The 19,302-nt window shown below is 65.9% G+C and carries 17 protein-coding genes and 2 tRNA genes; 7 read left to right on the forward strand and 12 right to left on the reverse strand.

The features are described 5' to 3' along the window. Positions 1-81 precede the first annotated feature (81 nt). On the reverse strand, positions 82-2,103 hold the full coding sequence (locus D3877_RS07900; protein ID WP_158599809.1) for a glycosyltransferase family 61 protein: 2,022 nt from the start codon (positions 2,101-2,103) through the stop codon (positions 82-84). A gap of 362 nt (positions 2,104-2,465) precedes the next feature. Between D3877_RS07900 and D3877_RS07905 the strand changes: the two genes are divergently transcribed. From D3877_RS07905 to D3877_RS07915, 3 genes are all read left to right on the forward strand, one after another. Further along, positions 2,466-4,106 (forward strand): sensor histidine kinase, encoded by a 1,641-nt coding sequence (locus D3877_RS07905; protein ID WP_238474776.1) that lies wholly within the window; start codon positions 2,466-2,468, stop codon positions 4,104-4,106. A gap of 85 nt (positions 4,107-4,191) precedes the next feature. Then, positions 4,192-4,707, forward strand: coding sequence for an MmcB family DNA repair protein (locus D3877_RS07910; RefSeq protein WP_119830107.1), 516 nt, complete (start codon positions 4,192-4,194; stop codon positions 4,705-4,707). 152 nt (positions 4,708-4,859) lie between these two features. Beyond that, complete coding sequence (locus D3877_RS07915; RefSeq protein ID WP_238474777.1) at positions 4,860-5,660, forward strand: response regulator; 801 nt, start codon at positions 4,860-4,862, stop codon at positions 5,658-5,660. Positions 5,661-5,689: 29 nt separating this feature from the next. Here the strand turns inward: D3877_RS07915 and D3877_RS07920 are convergent, their stop codons facing one another. Beyond that, a complete protein-coding gene (locus D3877_RS07920; protein ID WP_238474778.1) occupies positions 5,690-6,961 on the reverse strand; it encodes a D-alanyl-D-alanine carboxypeptidase in 1,272 nt (423 codons plus the stop codon). Positions 6,962-7,308: 347 nt separating this feature from the next. Between D3877_RS07920 and D3877_RS07925 the strand changes: the two genes are divergently transcribed. Then, complete coding sequence (locus D3877_RS07925; protein ID WP_238474779.1) at positions 7,309-8,085, forward strand: hypothetical protein; 777 nt, start codon at positions 7,309-7,311, stop codon at positions 8,083-8,085. A 36-nt stretch (positions 8,086-8,121) separates the two neighbouring features. Here the strand turns inward: D3877_RS07925 and D3877_RS07930 are convergent, their stop codons facing one another. Then, positions 8,122-8,877, reverse strand: a complete 756-nt coding sequence (locus D3877_RS07930) for a proteasome-type protease (protein WP_119830109.1) — start codon at positions 8,875-8,877, stop codon at positions 8,122-8,124. A gap of 457 nt (positions 8,878-9,334) precedes the next feature. Between D3877_RS07930 and D3877_RS07935 the strand changes: the two genes are divergently transcribed. Both D3877_RS07935 and D3877_RS07940 read left to right on the forward strand, forming a co-directional pair. Beyond that, positions 9,335-9,847: a phasin family protein gene (locus D3877_RS07935; RefSeq protein ID WP_119830110.1), complete on the forward strand. Its 513-nt coding sequence runs from the start codon at positions 9,335-9,337 to the stop codon at positions 9,845-9,847. 319 nt (positions 9,848-10,166) lie between these two features. After that, entirely contained in the window at positions 10,167-10,643 is a 477-nt protein-coding gene (locus D3877_RS07940; protein WP_119830111.1) for a phasin family protein, read from the forward strand. A gap of 91 nt (positions 10,644-10,734) precedes the next feature. Here the strand turns inward: D3877_RS07940 and D3877_RS07945 are convergent, their stop codons facing one another. The 6 genes from D3877_RS07945 to D3877_RS07970 all read right to left on the reverse strand — a co-directional run bounded on the left by D3877_RS07945 (position 10,735) and on the right by D3877_RS07970 (position 15,939). Beyond that, complete coding sequence (locus tag D3877_RS07945) at positions 10,735-11,901, reverse strand: glutathionylspermidine synthase family protein (protein WP_119830112.1); 1,167 nt, start codon at positions 11,899-11,901, stop codon at positions 10,735-10,737. A 382-nt stretch (positions 11,902-12,283) separates the two neighbouring features. Then, positions 12,284-12,359: transfer RNA gene (locus D3877_RS07950), tRNA-Ala, on the reverse strand. Between the two features lie 3 nt (positions 12,360-12,362). Continuing rightward, positions 12,363-12,449 (reverse strand) — tRNA-Leu (locus D3877_RS07955). A 148-nt stretch (positions 12,450-12,597) separates the two neighbouring features. Beyond that, positions 12,598-13,530, reverse strand: a complete 933-nt coding sequence (locus D3877_RS07960; protein ID WP_119830113.1) for an SAM-dependent methyltransferase — start codon at positions 13,528-13,530, stop codon at positions 12,598-12,600. A gap of 195 nt (positions 13,531-13,725) precedes the next feature. Further along, a complete protein-coding gene (gene mepA / locus D3877_RS07965) occupies positions 13,726-14,688 on the reverse strand; it encodes a penicillin-insensitive murein endopeptidase (RefSeq protein ID WP_119830114.1) in 963 nt (320 codons plus the stop codon). A 117-nt stretch (positions 14,689-14,805) separates the two neighbouring features. Further along, positions 14,806-15,939 carry an ABC transporter permease gene (locus D3877_RS07970; protein ID WP_119830115.1) on the reverse strand — a complete coding sequence of 378 codons (1,134 nt, stop codon included), beginning with the start codon at positions 15,937-15,939 and terminating at the stop codon, positions 14,806-14,808. Positions 15,940-16,097: 158 nt separating this feature from the next. On the opposite strand from D3877_RS07970, the gene D3877_RS07975 reads away from it, so the two are divergent. Then, positions 16,098-16,466, forward strand: coding sequence for a hypothetical protein (locus D3877_RS07975; RefSeq protein ID WP_238474780.1), 369 nt, complete (start codon positions 16,098-16,100; stop codon positions 16,464-16,466). A gap of 71 nt (positions 16,467-16,537) precedes the next feature. On the opposite strand, the gene D3877_RS07980 is transcribed toward D3877_RS07975, so the two are convergent. The 3 genes from D3877_RS07980 to D3877_RS07990 are packed head-to-tail and all read right to left on the reverse strand — an operon-like array spanning position 16,538 to position 19,109. Next, positions 16,538-17,482 carry an ABC transporter ATP-binding protein gene (locus D3877_RS07980; RefSeq protein WP_119830117.1) on the reverse strand — a complete coding sequence of 315 codons (945 nt, stop codon included), beginning with the start codon at positions 17,480-17,482 and terminating at the stop codon, positions 16,538-16,540. After that, positions 17,479-18,453 (reverse strand): HlyD family secretion protein, encoded by a 975-nt coding sequence (locus D3877_RS07985; RefSeq protein WP_119830118.1) that lies wholly within the window; start codon positions 18,451-18,453, stop codon positions 17,479-17,481. Before D3877_RS07985 ends, D3877_RS07980 begins: the two co-directional genes overlap by 4 nt. Then, positions 18,450-19,109, reverse strand: coding sequence for a TetR/AcrR family transcriptional regulator (locus D3877_RS07990; protein WP_119830119.1), 660 nt, complete (start codon positions 19,107-19,109; stop codon positions 18,450-18,452). The genes D3877_RS07985 and D3877_RS07990 overlap by 4 nt, the downstream gene beginning before the upstream one ends. Between the last annotated feature and the right edge of the window lie 193 nt (positions 19,110-19,302).

The following is a 19,302-nucleotide window of genomic DNA, read 5'->3' on the forward strand; positions in this document are numbered from 1 at the left end:
ACGCGCCACAGATACCGCACCGCACACCACCGCCCAATGACCTATGTCAATAGAGATGACTAAGCTCTTGTTACGAAACGGTTACTGATTTTGTTTCGAACTATTGAGCAGACGCAGCATAACGGAAATCTGATGAACGGGAACGGAAAAATCCCAGTCAAAGAGCAGACCGCCGCGATTGCGCGCCGCCGTGCCGATGATTTGCTCGTAGGGCTGTTTCAGCAGGGCGCAGAGAATGGCGTATTGCGGCAGAACGCAGCGTTCGTGCGTCAGTTCCAGCACCCGCGTTCCCGGCGGCGCGAAGGCCACCGCCGCCGTGCCGCCACCGATGGGGGCGACGATGGCCTCGGCCTGCGCGAAGACGGCGATCTGCTCAGCCATCGACCGTCCGTCGGGGACATAGGCCTCAAAGCCTTCGGCGGCGAGAAGCGCCGCGACCTCCTCCTCGTTCACCAGCCCGCGATAGCCCGCCGAGGCGCGGGTCAGGTACAGGCGGCGACCGCGTCCCAACGCGCGCGGGGTTGATGGAATCCCCAGCCGCCCGCGCAGGAAGGCCAGATGCTCCGGCGCCATGTATTGGAATTGGTGGGTCAGCGACGGAAGCCACAGCCGACGGCAGGACAGAACCGCGCCCGGCGTCACCCGGATCAGGCGCTCCGCCGACAGGCCCAGCAAGCCGAACAGTTCGACCACCGCCGGCCGCAAGGCGGCGGAGACCAGGACCGGCAAGCCGGACAAATGGGAAAATTGGTCCAAGACGCACAGCTTCGAGGCCCAATCGAGCGCGCCATGGGCGAAATTGCCGTCGCCGCCCAGCAAAATCGCCTCCTCCTCCACCCGCTCCACGGCTGACGGCAGATCGACCAACAGCCGGTCATCGCCGCTGTGATCGACGACGTGCGGCAGCATGGTCAGGCTGCTGCGGGAATAGGCGTGCAACCCGTCGAGCAGAAGGGCGCCGTCCGGCGTCTCCACCGTGAAATTGTGGGGGTGGACCAGCGCTTCATCGACGCGGGTCAGGAAGCTTTCGGGCAGGCGATAGGTGATCTCGCCCCAGCGCGCCGTGCCGGTGTCCACAACCATCTCCCGCAGCGGAGACACGCGCTGGTGCGCCGCCCCGGTCGCCTGGTGGGAGGGTTGAATCCGCAAGACCGCCACCCGGCTCGACGGCGCCCCGTCCAGCGCCGCGCCGCGCCGACGCCACAAGGCCGCCCCGGCGTCGTCACCGTCGTCGAACAGCCGACCACCGAACACCCGCAGGCTGCGCGAGTCGGCGGGGCGCAAGGCCAGCGCCCGTCTCAGCGTCGCTTGCGCGTCGGCGGCCCCGGCGCGGGCCAACGCCTCGCCCAAGGCCAGACGCCCCACCGCGTCGTCCGGGCGCAAACGAGTCAGACGACGCAACGGGGGAACGCCGCCCTCCCGCCCGTCATCGACCAGCAACGCGCCAAGATTGGTCAAGCCCTCCGGCGACTCCGGGCGCAGGGCCAGAACCGTTCGGCACAAGGCCAACGCCCCATCAATCCGTCCCAACGCCCGCAAGGCGTCGATCAACCCAAGCCGCGCTGGAAGCGATTCCGGGGCGAGCCGCAGGGCCTGCGTGAACAGCTCCAGCGACTCGGCGGGTTCGCCCAGCGCCAACCGCAATTCGGCCAAACGGCGGCAGGGGTCGGGATGGTGGGGCAGCAAACGCGCCGCCCGCGCGTAGGACGCCGCAGCGTCGCGGCTTGGCCCATCGCTTGGCCCAGCGCCGCCGTCGCTCTGCGTGTTGCCCAGATTGAACCACGCCACGGGGAAGGCCGGGTCAAGCGCCAGCGCCCGCCGTTGCGCCGCCAGCGCCCGGCGCGCCGAACCGGCCCGGCGCAGCAGCGACGCCAGATTGGCGAAGAACGGCGCGTCGGCCCCGGCATGGGCCACCGCGCGCGCCAGGAAAGAAAGCGCCTCGCCCTCATCCCCTCGACGCAAGCGCAAGGCCGCCAGCAGGGCCAACGCGTCGGAATGGTTTGGGACCGCGCCGACAATGGTCGTCGCCAGCGCTTCCGCCGGATGCAGACGTCCGTCACGCTCATGCTCCAGGGCCAACCGCAGAGCCTCGCCCACGGTCATATCACCCCCGGAGGAGGCCGAGGATGGCGGAGGCGTCGAGGAGGAAGCCGTTCGTGTCATGCTGGTCCTACTCTACAACAGCGCCGCCCCATCCAACAATCGGCCTCACATTTTCTTCCTTTGGTCGCGAAACACACCACAACGCACAACATTACACAGCGCCTGCCACCATCCGGAGTCTCGATGTCAGGACATGACGCAGTGACCACGCAGAGCTGGAAAAGAAAGTGATGAATTTTGTTAAAGTTTTATCATAACGTCGAAAATCTTCCTTGCCGCCTCCGAAATTTTTCAAACACTCATCTAATATTTCGTTCCAATCTTTATGGATTGTTAGGGTTGGCTCGGCAAGAATTGCCCCCATGGATACCCGTGCGCAAGAAGGACTGAACAATCGGAGGCTCGATGATCGAGGCGCCGACGGCTGTCTTGCGTCCGAAGAGACGCCCCCCACTACGCGCGCGCCGCCCAATGGTCTGTCGGCGGCGGCCATCGCCTTGCTGCCCGACGCCGTCGGCGTGTTCGCCGCCGTGTATGACGGCGCGGGCGCGCTCGTCGATTTTGAGTGGATGCTGGCCAACCACGCCGCCGAGACGCTGATCGGGCGCTCCGCTTTGGTTGGTTTGCGGCTGCGCGGCGACGGCGGCGACAACCGCTGTTCCGGGTTGTTCGCCGGGCTGGCGGCGGCGCTGGACGGCCCCGTCACGCGGACGCTCAGCGCGAACATGGGCGGCGGCAACCGGGCGCGCTGGCGCTTGTCGGCCACGCCCTTCCCTGGCGGGGTCTGCGCCACCCTGGTGGATCTTGGCCCCGACGCGCCATCGATGGCGGAAACGCTGGCCACCGCGTTGGAGCACAGCGCCGAGAGCTTCGCTCTGTTCGACGCCGACGACCGGCTGGTTCACGCCACCGGGCGCTTGAAGCAGTTCCTGCCTGAATTGGCTGATCTTCTGGTCCCCGGCGTTCCGTTTGAAGCCCTGGTTCGCCGCGCCGCCCAGATGGACGGCGGTCTGCCAACCGACCCCGAACGGGAACGCTGGGTCAAAGCCCGCCTCGCCCATCACCGGCAACCCGACAAGCCCTTCACCTTGCGGGCGCAGGATGGCCGCTGGCTGCTGGTCAGCGAGCATCCCGCCGCCGACCACGGCGTGCTGGTGATCTACGCCGACGTCACGCCAATCAAGCGCAACGAGGAGCGCCTGCGCGCGCGTGAGGCCGAGGCCCGCGCCGCTCGTCGCGACGCCGAACGCGCCAGCCGCGCCAAGAGCGAGTTTCTGGCGCTGATGAGCCACGAGCTGCGCACCCCGTTGAACGCTGTGCTGGGCTTTTCTGAATTGCTGATGTCGGAGGCTTTTGGGCCGCTCGGCAACCCGCGTTACCGCGACTACGCAGCCGACATTCGCGACAGCGGAGCGCATCTGCTGGCGCTGATCGACGACATCCTCGACCTGTCCCGCATTGAAGCCGGGCGGTTGCCGATGGCCAACGAGGGCGTCGATCTGACCGCCTTGTCCGCGCAAGCGATCGGCATGGTCCGCGACAAGGCGGTTGAGGGTGGGGTGACTCTGCGCGCCGACATCGCCCGCGATCTGCCGATGCTGCTGGGCGATCCCCGCGCCATCCGTCAGATGCTGCTGAATCTTCTGGCCAACGCGGTGAAGTTCACCCTGTCGGGCGGAACGGCGATGCTGACGGCGACGGTGACGCCCGACGGCGGCATCGGAATCATGGTGGCCGACACCGGCGTCGGTATTCCCGCCAGCGACCTGTTCCGCATCCAGGAACCGTTCGAGCGCGCCGACGTCACCATCGCCCGCGACACCGACGGGGCCGGATTGGGCCTGCCCATCGTCAAGCGGCTGGTCGAGTTGCATGGCGGGCGGTTGGAGTTGACCAGCGAAATCGCAGTCGGCACCTCGGCTGTGCTGATTTTCCCAGCCAGCCGCAGCCTGCCGCGCGGTCTGTGCCCACCCCTGCCGATCACTCCGCGCGGCAACCGCTGAAGGCCAAGCCCGTTTTCCGCTTGGCGGTCGGTCGTGAATTGGTCATTCTGCGGTTTGTTCGCCAACTGTTCTGGCCGCCGCCGCCATGTCCGACCCTTCCAGCGCCGCCGCCGGAGCCGCCAACGACGCGTCCGACGACGACATCGACGCGTTCGCTCTGGTCAGCGGCGCGCCGCCGATTTTCCGTGGGGTGCGGCGAGCCTTGGCGTTCCGTGGCTTTTCCAGCCTGATGGAGTTCCGACTGGCCTCTGGGCGGCGCGCCGACGTGCTGGCGCTGGACGCGAACGGAACGATCATCATCGTCGAGGTGAAAAGCGGCGTGGTTGATTTCCGCACCGATCAAAAATGGCCCGACTATGCGGAATGGTGCGACGCCTTCTATTTCGCGGTGGACGAGGCGTTTCCCACCGAATTGATCCCGGAAGAGTGTGGCCTGATGGTCGCCGACGCCTATGGCGCGGAGGTGGTGCGCGAAGCCCCGTTGCGCAAGCTGGCCCCCGCCCGCCGCAAAACCCTGCTGCTGCGCGCCGCCCTGGCCGGAGCCGGACGCCTGCATCGGATTGAGGATCCGACCTTCCGTCAGGCCCCGCCCATCGTCTGATTGGGGCCTCGGACCCTTGCCGCCCTGCAACCTTGCAGCGCTGTGATGTTCCTGTGGCACAGCTTTTCAGCCCGTGCGCCTCAGATGGAATGCCGCTACACTGACCGCTCATGGTCATCACGCACCGCATCACAGAGGGCAGGCGTCACGTCATGAAATTTTCAGCCGACACGCCGCCAGCAGACCAGACCATCCCGCGCCCGCTGCGCGTCCTCGTGGCCGAAGACGAGACGGTCAACCGCATGGCCGCGCTGGCCTTGCTGCGCCGGGCCGGTCACAGCGTGGTCGCGGTGGAGGATGGCCCTTCCGCCGTCGCCGCCGCCACCGACCCGAACGGCGACGGGTTCGATTTGCTTTTGATGGATCTCGGTCTGCCCGGCTTTGACGGCGACGAGGCGGTGCGGCGCATCCGCAGCCACCCAACCACGACCAACGCCGCCCCCCGCATCCTGATGCTGACCGCCACCGCCACGCCCGATGGCTTGGAGCGCTGCCGCGCTTGCGGCGCCGATGGCCTGCTGACGAAACCCTTGCGGCTTGACGCCCTGGAGACCGCCTTGAGCAACAACGTGAGCAACAACGCCACGTCCGGCGCGCCGTCCGAGGACAGCGCCGCTTTCGCCCCCAACGCCATCGCCCAGATGCGCGACCTGCTGCCCGCTGACCGCGCCAATGCGCTGATCGCCAAGACGGCGGACACCCTGCGGCAATACCGAACCATCTTGGCCGACGCCTGGACCAACGGCGATCCACGCGCGGCGGGAGCGATGGCGCACAAAATTGCGGGCGTGTCGGGGCAATATGGCTGCATCGCCCTGCGCCGCGCCGCTCAAGGGTTGGAAACCGCCCTGGAACGCGGTGGAATCGTTGACGGCGCCAGAACGGCGCTCGCCCTTCTTGACGACGCCTATGGCCCGGCCCTGTCCTACCTCGACCGCCAAACGCAGGGATAAGAACGGGAGAGGCGCACGCGCCCCTTCCCTTACAACTTCTCGCCGGGAGGAACTGCGACGCAGCGCTGACCGTGTCGGCTCAGTTCCGAACAGACCTTGCGCGCCGTCTTCTCGTCCAGCCCGACCATGCGGGCGCGGAACACGATGTCCTTGCCGTTCTTCGTCTCCAGGACCGCGTTCTTGGCCCCACGCAACAGAAAGGGAGCCTGTTTGGTGGCCTGGGTCAACGCCTTCTGACCGGCGGCGCGGCTGGCGAAAGCGCCCACCTGAATGCCCCATTTGTCCGATGATTTGACCGCTGCCGTCGCCGCCTTCGCGGCCCCCGGCGTGGCCAGCGACGCCAATTGCACGGTCGCCCTCTTCGGCGTCGGCTTGACGTTCGTCTCGGGTTCGTCCTCTTCGTCGTCATCGCCCTCGGCGTCGGGCGCTTCCTTGGCGAGCCGTTCGGCGCTGGCCACCAAGGCGGCGTCGTCGCGGCCCCGGTTGGGCTTGCCGAACGCCTGATCGAGCAGCGCCGCCATGCGGTTGTCGCGCGACACCGGCGATTTTCCGCCCATCACCACGCCGACCAGACGACGCCCCTCGCGCACCGCCGACGCCGCCAGATTGAAGCCCGAGGCGACGGTGTAGCCGGTTTTGATGCCGTCCATGCCCTCATACCGGGACATCAGGCGGTTGTGGTTGGGCAACTGACGACCGCCATAAGCGAAGCTGCGGCGGCTGAAATAGGGGTAATATTTCGGGTGATCGGACAGCATGGCCCGCGACAGAATCGAATAGTCGCGCGCCGTCGTCACCTGCTCCATGTTCGGCAGGCCGGACGCGTTGCGGAACACCGTATGGCGCATGCCAAGCTCGCGCGCCTTGCGGGTCATCATCTCGGCGAAGCGGGACTCGCTGCCGCCCAACGCCTCGGCCAGCACGACGGCGGCGTCGTTGGCCGATTTCGTCACCAGCCCAAGAATGGCGGTCTCAACCCGCAGCGACGATCCGGCGCGCAGGCCAAGCTTGGTCGGCGACATGCTTTCCGCCCAGGACGACACCGGCATCGACTGGTCCAGCGACAGGCGGCCATCATCCAGCGCGTCAAAGGTCAGATAGAGCGTCATCATCTTGGTCAGCGACGCCGGGTGCGTCAGGGCGTCGGCGTCCTGTTCGTGGAGCACCTCGCCCGTGCGGGCGTCGACGATGATCGACGCCGATTTCGCGGCCTCCGCCTCCGCCGAGGTCAAGCCCGCCCCGCCCAAACCGGCGGCGGCCAGCGCGGCCACGGCGAACAGGGTCCGGGCCAAGCGCCTCACGCTCCGCTCCCCCGCCGTCTCCGACGCCTGAAAAGCGAACGGAAACAGGCCGTTGTGAACGGACTTGCGCGTTACGGTCATGATGGCCCCGCCAAAGGCTGATATTTGCTGCTCGGCGTGATCGTAAATATGTGGCAAATCAGTGTCTAGCAGGAATTCGTTAATTTCTTGCTTTGGCTTTTTTCGCCGCCTGAAGTCACAGGGACGCACGGGAATTTTGCGGGCGCGGTCCCGCTGAACAGGCTGGTTTGACAGCGCCGCCTGAGCCACCATATCCCCTATCAGAACCGCACAGGATCAGGCGGGTCGATCTCGTATCAGACCCCGTGGACGCAAGGCAAGAGACGATGAGCCGCACCACCCCCCGCCCCGCTTTCCGCCCCGTCTCCCGCGCCGCCCTGGCGGTGGCGCTCGCGACGCTGACCGGCTGCGCCGCCTTCGGCCCGACCGACAACCCGGTCGCCCGCAAGCTGACCTGGTTCAGCTATCTCAGCGGCGACGATTTGCGCGACCGTTGCGGAGCGGACGGCGGCGACCGTTACCGGGTGGTCTTCAACGCCGATTACAACCGCCATGTCCGCACTTATGACATCAGCTTGGATCCGGCGGACGGCGGCGGCGCCCTGGTGGAGGCCCGCGTGATCGAGGCGACGGACCTCGCCCGGTTGACGCCCATGGATCCCTTGTCCGCCGCGCGTGGGCGGACGGCGACGCTGCGCCTGACCGCGCCGCAATTCGCCAGCGTCATTGGAAGCCTGAGCGCCAACGGCGCGTTCGAGCCGCCCGCGACCACGACGCGGCTGCCGTCGAACGGCGTCTATTGGCTCATCAACGGCTGCCGGAACGGGCGTTGGTTTTTCGCCGTCCACCCCTATCCGGCCTCGCCCTTCACCGACGCGACCTTCCTGGAGCCGACGCGGGCGCTCGATCCGAATCCGGTCGCCTTCCCCGCCCTGCCGCCGCCCGAATCCGCGCCGCGCGCCGGAATGCTGACCGGCAACCAACGGGCGGACGCCGGGGTGTATTTCGAGATTGAGGCGAATCGCGACGGCGTGGTCGGCCCCACCGCGCCCTTCGGGCGTTGGTTGCCCGAAGGAGCGCTGGCGGCGCTGCTCAACCGCTGACGCGGCTCACGCGCTGGCGGCTCACTCGCTGGCGGCTCACTCGCTGATTGGGTTGCGGGTGCGCAGGCTTTCAGGAACCAGGGTTTCGACCCACGGGCCATCCGGCATGCGGCGGGCCAGCTCGGTCAAATTGCGGTTCCACCACTGACGCTGTTCGCCCAGATCGTCGTAATCATAGTGCGACTCGCGCCAAGTCCGCTTCTCGGCGTGGTAGGACACCATGTCGATGGGGAAACCGACGTCGTTGGTGGAAAAGCGGGTGCTGTCGAACGACAGGTAGGCCAGCTTCAGCGCCGTCTGCATGTCGGTCTGATAGGTCAACGCGCGATCCAGGATCGGCTTGCCATAGGCGGTGGCGCCGATCGACAGGTAGGGCGTGCGCTCGTCCACCTCGATCCAATTGCCTTCGGGATAGACCAGGAACATGTAGGGTTCCCGGTCTTCCGCCAACTGCCCGCCGATGATGGCGTGCAGATTGAAGTGCAGCTTGGACGCCTCCAGCGACTCGCGGTCCTCGGTGGCGACCTGACGCAGGCAGGCGGTGAAGGCCGACACCGCGTCCAGCATGGTCGAGTAGCTTTCGCCCCGACGCTTGCTCATGTCGCGGCGCAGATAGGCCAGCGTCTTGTCGCGCACGCTGCGCAGACCGGAATTCATGATGAAAAAACGGTCGCCGTCGCTGCCGACCATAGTCACTTTACGGGCGGATGACAGTTGGGAACCGCTGGTGATGCGTCCATCCGACAGACCAATCAGGCCGTCACGGGTCTTGATGCCAAGGCAATAGGTCATGCTTGAAACGTCCTGTCTGGGCGGCCCCACGAAATTGATAGGACAAAGGTCCGATGCGACGCTTCGACACGCTGCTTCTTACTTTTGTCTGAAGCGCGCGGCACGCGGCTTCACGCTACACTTGTCGCACATCCGGTAAAGCCTTGGTTAAGGAATAACGGCAGGGGTGGTCGGCGGCGCTGTCGGGATCATGCCAAACACGAAGGTCAGAAAATGACGCGCCGCACAAAACCGCCTGTTGACTCCCAACCCGCGCACGCATAGTTTCCTTATATTGCAGTGCAGCATTTGGCCGGACGCTCAAGCGGGCGTCGGGTCTGGACCCGCAACGTAACATCGTCACGGAAACCGCTGTCGGCAGGCTTCGCGCCCCGCAAACCTTGCGGCCGGAGCCAAACATTCGCCCGGCAAACCTTGCACGGGCGGGACCGGCATCAGCCAGGAAGGAACGCGCGTTATGACCAAGTTCACCCCGAAGTCGCTCGAAATCGTCACCACCCAGGCCAAGGAACAGTATGAAGGTCTGGTGAAGGCTGGTCAGGAGCAATCCATCAAGCAGTTCGAGCAGACCGCTTCGGTCGCCAAGGAGCAGTTCGAGAAGACCACCGCCCAGCTTCTGAAGGGCTATGAAGACCTCCAGGCCACCAGCAAGGCCAATGTCGAGGCGCTGGTCGAGAGCAGCACCATCGCCGCCAAGGGCGCCGAGGATCTGAGCCGCGAGGTCGTCGCCTTCAGCCAGTCGGTGCTCGACAAGACGATCACCACCGGCAAGGCCCTGCTGACCGCCAAGAGCTTGCAGGAAGTCGTCGAGTTGCAGAACAGCTTCCTGAAGTCCAGCTTCGACGCCTTCGTCGCCGAAGCCACCCGCATTCAGGAACTGTCCGTGAAGGTCACGAACGACGCTCTGGCCCCCCTGAGCACCCGCGTGAGCGCCACCGTCGAAACCTTGAAGAAGCCGCTCGCCGCCTAACGTCCTGGCAGACCATCGGCAGCCGATGAGCGGCCGAACGCACGGCCCGGCAACCCCAGAGGTTGCCGGGCCGTGTTTGTTTGAGCCGCAGCTTTTGCGTGTTTTCAAGCGCTTGGTTTGCGTCTTATGATTTTTGTGCGGCGCACAAAATTCTCTTTGACAGCCCCGGCTTTTCCCCGTATACCAAGATCATGTTGCGGTGCAGCATAACTCGGGCGCCTGCCCTGCCGGGGTCCGGGGAACTCAAACCACATCGCGCCGATTGCCGCTGTCGCGGGATCGCACGGTTGCCCCATCCGAGGGCAGAAGGAGCATAATCATGTCCGATAAGTTCGCCGCCGCCAGCAAGTCCATCGAAGACGCCGTTTCCACCGCCAAGCAGAACCTCGAAGGCCTGGTCAAGGCCCAGCAGGAGCAGGTGGAGAAGGCCTCGGCCAAGATTCTCAAGAGCTACGACGATCTGTCGAGCCTGACCAAGGGCAACGTCGACGCCGTCGTCAAGTCCTCGACCATCGTCGCCAAGGGCGCCGAAGAGGCTGGCAAGCAGGTCGCCGCCTTCACCCAGTCCTCGCTGGAAAAGGGCGTGTCGAACGGCAAGGCCCTGCTGGCCGTCAAGACCATCCAGGAACTGATCGCGTTGCAGAACGCCTACGCCAAGGCCAGCTTCGACGCCTTCGTCGCCGAAAGCGCCAAGCTTCAGGAACTGTCGGTCAAGATCGCCAACGAGGCGCTGGCCCCCCTGAGCGAGCGCGTCAACCTGACGGTCGAAACGCTGGGCAAGCCCGCCGCCGTCTGATCGACGTCGCCAATCGCTTGTAAAAAAGCGCCCCGCCTTCCACAAGGCGGGGCGCTTTTTTCATGGCCCGCGCCTGTTCTGTCGCGCGCCGTCACCCACGATACAAATGCGGCGTCATCGCGGAATCCGGGCCGACGCGCGGATCGGTCGATTCCCGCACCGCCATGCCCAGGCATTTGTCGGCGACGATCCAGGCGTGCAGCACCGCGTGAACGTCGTCGCTCTGAAAGCCCGGCGGGGTTTCCAGCCATACGGCGCCCTGCGCGTCCACATCCGGGCCGTCGTCCAGAAGCACCGCGCCGCGCTCGTAGAGCCGTTGCGGCGCCGAATCCAGCCCGCGCAGCGCCCGCGCCGTCACCGCCTCGCACGGCCCCAGCACGCTGGCGTCCAGCGCCGCCCGGCACAGGTTGGGATGGCGCGGGTAAAGGTGCGAGAGCACCGCCAGCAGCCCATGGTTCGACCACAGCCAGCACCACAGCGGCGACAGCACGCTCATGCCGCCAACCCGCAGCCGTTGCAGAAAGGCGTCCTCGGCCAGCCCATCCCAGGGAAAAAGCTTGCCCAGCCACGCCATCGCCTGCCCCTCGTCGTCGAGGAAGCGGCGACCGTCCCAGCCGATGCTGTGCAGCGGCAACAGGCGGGTGTCCAGACCAGCTTCCGCCGCCGTCGCCGCCAGATAGACCAATTCGCCCTCGCGCGCCGGATCGGGGGTGGCGCAGGTCAGGTGAACCCGCCCCCGCCCCGGCAAGCCGGTCGCCAACTCTTCCCACCGCTCGACCAACGCCTCGTGCAGACCGTTGAACTGGCTGGCGTCGGGGGCCATCGCTTCGCGCCAGTTGCGCTGAACGATGGACGCGGCGAACAGCCCCTCGCTGGTGTCGTAGTTGCAGGCCAGCAGCTTCACGCTGTCCCGCCCGTCATAGGCCAGCGTCAGACGCCCGACCAATCCCCCCGCCCGCTCGTTGACACGGCCCCCCGCCCAATAGTCGACCCAGGAGGCTTCCACCATCCGCGCCGCCTCGCCACGGATGCCCAGCGGTCCGAACAGCTTGTTCTCGATGACGTAGCGGACGGCGGCGCCGATCATGGTGTGGAGTTCGTCCGTCACGCTTTCGATCAGGTCGATTTGCGAGGCGCTGAACTCATACCCGACATCCTCGCGCCACCCGGCGCCGGCGGACATGGCGCGGACGCCGTAGGGGTATTTGCGAAGGCCGGGGCGCCAATCGGCGCGCGGTTTCAAAGGAACGCGACGCATGGTGGAACCGGGTCCGTCCGTATCAGGAAAGCGCAAGCGCGCGGAGCGCGACGGGCAACGGGTTGGGCGACGGGCAACGGGTTGGGCGACGGGCTGGTCAAGGATCCTCTCCGAACGGCTCCGATCAGCGGCGCGCGGACGTGCCGACGTCCATCAGCCGAACACGCGCCTTGCGTCGGCCTGTGTAGCGCGCGACGGCGCGGCGCGCCACAACGGATCACGGCTGACGTTGGGTCAACCCGACAAAAAATTTGAGGAGATTGGGAAGGACACAGCGCGGGGGTCCGGCGTTGCCGGACACACCCTGCACGGTGATCGTCTTGAAGATGTCTGAAGTCTTTTTCAAGACCTCCGACGTCCCGTCCAGGCTGACGGGAAGAAATGGTGGAGCCGAGGGGGATCGAACCCCTGACCTCCGCAATGCCATTGCGGCGCTCTCCCAGCTGAGCTACGGCCCCATTTGGTGCGCTCGAAGGGAGTCGAACCCCCACGACCTTTCGATCACTAGGACCTGAACCTAGCGCGTCTACCAGTTCCGCCACGAGCGCGTCCCGCGTTACTTGGGGTCACGCGGGGCGCTCTATGTACCCAGCCACGCCGTTTGGCTCAAGAGAAAAATGACGTCGTGTGAAAGATTTTTTGAGAGGGCCGCTTGGAGGGGGGCGGCGGGACGCCCGGCGCGCCCGCCGCCCAGCCTCATTCCGCCGGTTTGATCGCGTAGAAGCGGAAGACCCGCATGCCAGCCTCGATGGCGGCGACCCGGCGGACCCACATCTCGACCTCTTCCATCACCGCCATCTTGGTGCTGGCGTCCATCTGATGCTTTTCCAGATGCTCCACCAAGCCCTGAATGGCGCTCAGGATCAGATGGCGATGGGTGTCGGAAATGTCTTCGGAAATGCGCAGGTCCAGGTTCCGTTGGGCGAAGGCGTTCGCCATCTGGTCCTTGTTCCACAGATGCGGCTGCATCGGCTCCTTGTCGCACCAGTTCTGAATCGCCTTGGCCCCGATCTTGTCGGGTTCGGCGATGTAGTCGGTCATGAGCAGATGGCCGCGCGGCTTCAGGACGATTTCCATCCCGTCGAACATCTGGTCCTTGTCGCGAACGGCGAACAAACCTTCCTTGTAGACGATGGCGTCCACCCGTTTGGGGTAGCCGAAATGCTCCGGGTTGAAGGTTTCAATCGGCGCCTTCTTCTCCAGCCCCATTTTGAAGGAGCGGACCATGCCTTCCTTCGCCAACAGCTCCGACGCCTCCAGCCCCGTGACCCAGCAGCCGAACTTGCCCGCCATGGTGCGGCTGGTGCCGCCCAGACCGGCGGCCAAATCCAGCACGCTCATCGCCGGATTCAGCCCCAGCGGCTTGACCAGATAGGGGATGTGCTCCGCGCCGCCCGGCGTGTTGAAGCCCTCACCCCACAGCTTTTCCGCCACCTCGATCCGGGTCGCCGTCCACAGGGGCTTGCCCCAGCGGTTGATGCCCGGCCCTTGCGCCTCGGTCGGCGGCGGCGGCGGCGGGGCTTCCGCCTTTTTGCCCTTCATACCGGACAGGTCGTAGCCTTCCCACCACGCGTAGAGGCGAGTTTTCAGATTCGGCCCATGTCCGCCGTTGTCGTCCTTGTCCGTCATCGCCGCCGCTCACCCCTTTGGCCGATCAACCCCGCAACCACAACCAACGCCCCCGCATCGGCTGCACACGCTGGAACAAACATGCGACGGATGACGCTCATTTTCGCTCACCCTCCGCAAAAACCCTTAAGAAGACAGGTTAATCAGACATTAACATCGCGCAAGAGGAAAGTGACCGCTCCCGCGCTCCCGCCATCATTCGGACGGGCTTGCCCCAGGCTTGGACGCTTTATCGACGGCCAGCGCCGCCATCCGCGTTCCTCCGGCCCGCAGCACCGGCTCACAGGCGGCGGGCACGTTGGCGACGCGCGGCGGCGGGCGCGTGGTCGGCGCGGGCATGGATGGCCGCTCCACCACCGGAACCGGACGGTTGAGCCAGGACTCCAACTCCTCGCCGCAGCCGTCGCCCTCGGGTTGGGCAGCCTGATCCTCGCATTGCGGGCTGCCGGGCGGGCAGCTCAGCCGGATGTGCATGTGGCCGTCATGACCGAACCAGGGGCGCAGCTTGCCCAGAAAGCGGCTGTCGTCCCAGGAGCGCGCGCACATCGCCTGTTTGATCGCCGGGTTGACGAAGATGCGGACGACGCGCGGGTCGCTGGCGGCGATCTGGATCAAGCGGGCCTGACGCTCCGACCAGCCTTCGCTCACCCGCATGCGGTCGTGATCGACGAACTTGACCTCCTCCAGATTTTCACGCCCGCCCCGTCCCATCGGCGGCAGGTCGAGCCGCAGCCAGACGTCGGCGTCCAGCCCGATCTGGTGGCTGGCGTGGCCCATCGGCATGGGTCCGCCGCGCGCCTGCCCCATGTCGCCGATCAACGCCGTGCCCAGCCCGGCGGCGGCGACCTTGCGCCCGAATTCTTTCAGGGTTTCGACCAGTTGCGGATGACCGAAATTGCGCTGGCGCGACAGGCGGATCACCTGATAGCCGGTCCCCTCCCCGGCCAAGGGCTGCGCCCCGGCGATGCACCCCGCCGCGTAGCCGCCAATCGAGCGGGCTGGCCCCAGCGACGGGCCGGACACCCCCGCCCAGGCGACGCTGGAGGCGTAGGCGGGCAACTTGCGCGGCGTCTTCTTGCGTGTTTTGGCGTCGGCGTCACCCGCCAGCGCGGCAAGCATCCCGACGCACGCGACCAGACCCACCGCAAGACGCAGCATGACGCCCCCATTCCACAGCTCTGGACGGACGCTATAACACACTGACCGTTAAGGAATGATGGAAAGGTAAGACCAGTTCGCGACGCAAACCCCGCTCGCCTCAATCCCCCGCCCGCCTCAATCCAGCGTCTGACGATAGCGCTTCAACGCCACGACCGTGACCACCAGCAGAAAGGCCAGCAGCGGCGCCAACTCCCCCACAATGTCGGCGAAGCCGTTGCCCTTCAGCAGGATGCCGCGCACGATCCGCAAAAAATGGGTCAGCGGCAGAATCTCCCCCACCGCCTGCGCCCAGCCCGGCATCCCCCGGAAGGGGAACATGAAGCCCGACAGCAGCATCGACGGCAGGAAAAAGAAAAACGACATCTGCATCGCCTGCAACTGGTTCTTGGCCAGCGTCGAAAAGGTGAAGCCAACCGCCAGATTGGCGGCGATGAACACCACCAGCACCGCCGACAGCAACAGCAGACTGCCGACGATGGGAACCCCGAACAGCAGACGCGCCGCGCCGACGATCAACAGCACCTGGACATAGCCGACGCCGATGAAGGGCACGATCTTGCCCAGCATCACCTCGAACGGGCGCACCGGCATGGCCAGCAGATTTTCCATGGTGCCGCGCTCCCGCTCGCGGGTCACGGCCAGGGCGGTCATCATCACCATGGTCATGGTCAGCACCACCCCCATCAGGCCGGGCACCACGTTGTATTGGGTGATGCCCTCCGGGTTGTAGCGGCGGTGGACGCGCAGTTCGATCGGATCGGGCGTTGACCGCAGCGCCGCCAGCGGCCCAACCAGATCGGGATCCAGCGCCTGCCGGGCGATCACCGACAGGGCCGACAACGCGTTGCTGGTCGCCGCCGGGTCGGTCGCGTCGGCCTCCACCAGCAGGACCGGGCGTTCGCCCCGTTGCAGGTCGCGGGAAAAACCGGCGGGAATGGTGATGGCGAATTGCACCTGTCCGGTCGCCAACAACCTGTCCAACTCAGCCTCGCCCGACACCGCGCGCCCAATGTCGAAATAGCCGGAGTTGCCAAGCGCGGCCACCAGCGACCGGGCGAAGGGGCTGACGTCGGCGGTCAGCACGGCGGTTGGCAAGCGTTTCGGATCGGCGTTGATGGCGAAGCCGAACAGGATCAATTGCAGGATCGGCACCCCGACCATCATGGCGAAGGTCAGCCGATCCCGCCGCATCTGGATCAACTCTTTCACCATCACCGCGAGCAAACGGCTGAAGGACAAACCACCCATCACGCCTGCCTCGCCGCCCGGTTGCGGCTGTATTTCAGAACAGAAAGATTGCAACCGATTGACGCAGCAATATTTTTTATCGAACCACCCCTTGACAACAAGAGAGTTCTTATGAAGAAAGTAGTGTGGACATTTACTCTTATCCTTGGAGATACGTCGTGAAGGCTTTTGTTGCCAAGAGCACCGCATTTGCCGCCGCTCTGTTCCTGATGCACGGCGCCGCTCTGGCCGGAGACCAGGATTTCAGCATCGTCAACAAGACGGGCTATCCGCTGAAGCACATCTACGTGTCGGAATCCCACAGCGGAAGCTGGGACGAGGACATTCTGGGCCGCGACGTCCTGAACGACGGCGAGGCGTTCGACGTGGCGTTCGGCAAGGCCGAAAAGACCTGCAAGTGGGACATGAAGGTCGCTTATGACGACGGTGAGACCGCCGTTTGGGAAAATCTGGACCTCTGCAAGATTTCCAAGCTGACCCTGAAGTGGAACAAGAGCACCGGCGTCACCAGCGCCATCAAGGAATAAGGACGGCAGGGGCGCCGCCACAAACGGCGCCCCTCTGTTTCCCCATTGGTCACAGCCCGCCATCGCCGCGCTCATTGAAAATTGTCCGTGCTGCGGTTCATCAAATGGATGAAGACGTCCTCCAGCGTCGGATCCGCCGCCGTCACCCGAAGATCAGTCCGCCCCGCCCAGGGCTTCAGCGCCGCGTCCAAAGCCGCCCCGTTCATGCCGCTGACGTGCAGGCGACTGCCGAACACGGCGACCATCTCGACGCCCGGCTGCCCGGTCAAAGCCGTCGCCACCGGCCCCAAATCGGCCCCGGCCACCACCCGCGTGCGCAATCCTGATTCAGCGATGACCCGCTCCACCGGGCCATGCGTCATCAGCGTGCCATAGGCGATGTAAGCGATTTCGTGGCAGCGCTCCGCCTCGTCCATGTAATGGGTGCTGACCAGCACGGTCAGGCCATCAGCGGCCAGCCGGTGAATTTCGTCCCAAAACTCCCGCCGCGCCTTGGGATCGACGCCCGCTGTCGGTTCGTCGAGCAGCAGCAGTTTCGGTTCGTGCAGGATGCAGGCGGCCAACGCCAGCCGCTGTTTCCAGCCGCCGGACAATTCCCCCGCCAACTGGCGCCGCCGATTCGCCAATCCCAGCCGCTCCAGCGCGCCATCGACGCGGCGGCGACGATCCGACAGCCCATACATGCGGGCGACGAAATCCAGATTCTCGGCGATGCTCAGATCCTCCCAGAAGCTGAATTTCTGGGTCATGTAGCCGACTTGCCGTTTGATCGCCGCGCTTTGCGTGCGGATGTCCAGGCCAAGGCAGGTTCCCTCCCCGGAATCAGGGGTCAGCAGCCCGCACAACAGGCGAATCGTCGTCGTCTTGCCCGACCCGTTGGGGCCGAGAAAACCGTAGATCGTCCCCGCCGCAACGCGAATCGACACGTCGTTGACGACCAGCTTGTCGCCAAAGCGCTTGACCAGCCCGCGCACGTCAATCACCGGCGGCGGAGTCGCCAACGCGGCGGCGGTCATGGCGCCAACTCCACATCCACCGGCAATCCGGGATGCAAGGCGCCGCCGCCCGACGCGGCGTCGGGCGCCGCCTCGACCCGGAACACCAGCTTTTCCCGACTGCCGACGCTGTAGATCACTGGCGGGGTGTATTCCGCCTTCGACGCCACATGGGTCACGCGCGCGACCAACCCCGGCGGGCAGGAATCGCAACGCACCCGCAGCGCCGTTCCCGGCGGCGTCCGCGCCACCAGCGTTTCAGGCACGAAGACCACCAGCTTGACCCGTTCGGGCGGCAGCAGCGTCACCACCGGCGATCCGGCGGGAACCCACTCCCCTGGATTGTACAGCGTATCCTCGACCAAAGCCGCGACCGGCGCGACCGGAGCCAGATCGACCAGCCGCCGGTCGGCCTGGACCAGCGCCGCGTCGGCCTGCGCCATCGCCTGTTCCGCCGCGCGGATCTGGTCGGGCCGCGCGCCAAGGCCTCCAACGGTCAATTGCGCCTGGGTTTCCGCCAGTCGGCCCTGATCGCGCTCAAACGCCGCCCGCGCGCTGTCGAGCTTGTCCACGGAGCTGACCTTGCGCGCCACCAGCGCCGCCTGCCGCTCCCATTCAGCGGCGGACAGGCGCAGGGCCGCTTCGGCCTGGGTCTTCTGCGCGGCCAGCACGGCGATTTCCTCAGGCCGCTTGCCGGTCGCCAGATCGGCGCGCTGCGCCTTGGCCTGGGCCAGCGCCGCCGCCAGCCGGTCACGCTCGGCCAACGCGGTGGAACGGTCGATGGTGAAGAGCGGCGCGCCCGCCGCGACCGTCCGCCCCCGCGCCACCGACAATTGTTCCAAAACGCCCGCCGCCGGAGCGGCGATCCGCAGATATTCGCCCTCGACATAGCCATGGGCCAACGGACGGGTGTCGGCGGCGCCAAACGGCAGCCCGACCGCTTGAATCACCGCCAGAGCCATCCCCCACACCGCATCCAGCCAACCGCTCATGATCGGTCTCCGTTGGGCGTTTCGCCGTCCACCAGCAACGCGCGGCGCAAATGATCGCGGTGGGTGGCGATCAGGGCCGGAACGTCCATGGGGGCCACCGCGTCAAAGGCGCTGCGCCACACCGCGCTCATCAGCAAGGGCGCGGCGATCAGACAAACCGCGTGGTCGATGTTCATCGGGCGGAACTCGCCGCGCGCCACCCCACGCGCCAGCAGATTCGCCAGCAGCCCAAAGCCGCGTTGAATGACCTCGCGGTGGTAGAAAGCCGCCAGTTCGGGGAAGTTCCCGGCCTCGGCGATCACCAGCTTGGGAATGATGGCCGCGCGGGTCGTCGCGATCAACTCCGCCACCATCGCCAGCAGCCGTTCCAGCAGGGCGAAGGACGGCCCCGGAACCTCGGCGATCATTCGTTCGGCCCGTTCCAGATTGGGCAGGATGGCGGCGCGGATCACCGCCTTGAACAGATCCTCTTTGCTGGGAAAATAGAGATAGAGCGTGCCTTTGCTGACCCCGGCCCGCGCCGCGACGTCGTCGAGCCGAGCGGCGGCGAAGCCCCGTTCCGCGAAGACGTCCAGCGCGGCGGCGACGATTTCCTGCGGACGATCCTCCTTGCGGCGGCGCCAACGCGGGGCGGCGGCGGGATCCAGGGGCGGCATCGGCGATTTTCCATTTACTGACTGGTCAGTTATTAACATGATCTCCCGCCGCGCGCCACCATCTTTGCCTGCAACCCACAACCGCAACCGGAAGCCATTGTGCGTCGCAACAATACCCCTGCGAAAACTCTTGCCTTTCGGCGCGTCGTGCCCGAGACTTTCCATCGGCAGTCAGGAGCGCGACCACGCGCCG

The organism is Azospirillum cavernae, assembly GCF_003590795.1.
Classification (GTDB): Bacteria; Pseudomonadota; Alphaproteobacteria; order Azospirillales; family Azospirillaceae; genus Azospirillum; species Azospirillum cavernae.

Excerpts from the sequence above, each read along its gene's own strand:
- D3877_RS07990 (WP_119830119.1), bottom strand. The coding sequence starts at position 19,109 with ATGCCGCCCCTGGATCCCGCCGCCGCCCCGCGTTGGCGCCGCCGCAAG.
- mepA (WP_119830114.1), bottom strand. The coding sequence starts at position 14,688 with ATGCTGCGTCTTGCGGTGGGTCTGGTCGCGTGCGTCGGGATGCTTGCC.
- D3877_RS07900 (WP_158599809.1), bottom strand. The coding sequence starts at position 2,103 with ATGACCGTGGGCGAGGCTCTGCGGTTGGCCCTGGAGCATGAGCGTGAC.
- D3877_RS07930 (WP_119830109.1), bottom strand. The coding sequence starts at position 8,877 with ATGACCTATTGCCTTGGCATCAAGACCCGTGACGGCCTGATTGGTCTG.
- D3877_RS07980 (WP_119830117.1), bottom strand. The coding sequence starts at position 17,482 with ATGACCGCCGCCGCGTTGGCGACTCCGCCGCCGGTGATTGACGTGCGC.
- D3877_RS07905 (WP_238474776.1), top strand. The coding sequence starts at position 2,466 with ATGGATACCCGTGCGCAAGAAGGACTGAACAATCGGAGGCTCGATGAT.
- D3877_RS07960 (WP_119830113.1), bottom strand. The coding sequence starts at position 13,530 with ATGACGGACAAGGACGACAACGGCGGACATGGGCCGAATCTGAAAACT.
- D3877_RS07925 (WP_238474779.1), top strand. The coding sequence starts at position 7,309 with ATGAGCCGCACCACCCCCCGCCCCGCTTTCCGCCCCGTCTCCCGCGCC.
- D3877_RS07970 (WP_119830115.1), bottom strand. The coding sequence starts at position 15,939 with ATGGGTGGTTTGTCCTTCAGCCGTTTGCTCGCGGTGATGGTGAAAGAG.
- D3877_RS07935 (WP_119830110.1), top strand. The coding sequence starts at position 9,335 with ATGACCAAGTTCACCCCGAAGTCGCTCGAAATCGTCACCACCCAGGCC.
- D3877_RS07910 (WP_119830107.1), top strand. The coding sequence starts at position 4,192 with ATGTCCGACCCTTCCAGCGCCGCCGCCGGAGCCGCCAACGACGCGTCC.
- D3877_RS07915 (WP_238474777.1), top strand. The coding sequence starts at position 4,860 with ATGAAATTTTCAGCCGACACGCCGCCAGCAGACCAGACCATCCCGCGC.
- D3877_RS07940 (WP_119830111.1), top strand. The coding sequence starts at position 10,167 with ATGTCCGATAAGTTCGCCGCCGCCAGCAAGTCCATCGAAGACGCCGTT.
- D3877_RS07945 (WP_119830112.1), bottom strand. The coding sequence starts at position 11,901 with ATGCGTCGCGTTCCTTTGAAACCGCGCGCCGATTGGCGCCCCGGCCTT.
- D3877_RS07985 (WP_119830118.1), bottom strand. The coding sequence starts at position 18,453 with ATGAGCGGTTGGCTGGATGCGGTGTGGGGGATGGCTCTGGCGGTGATT.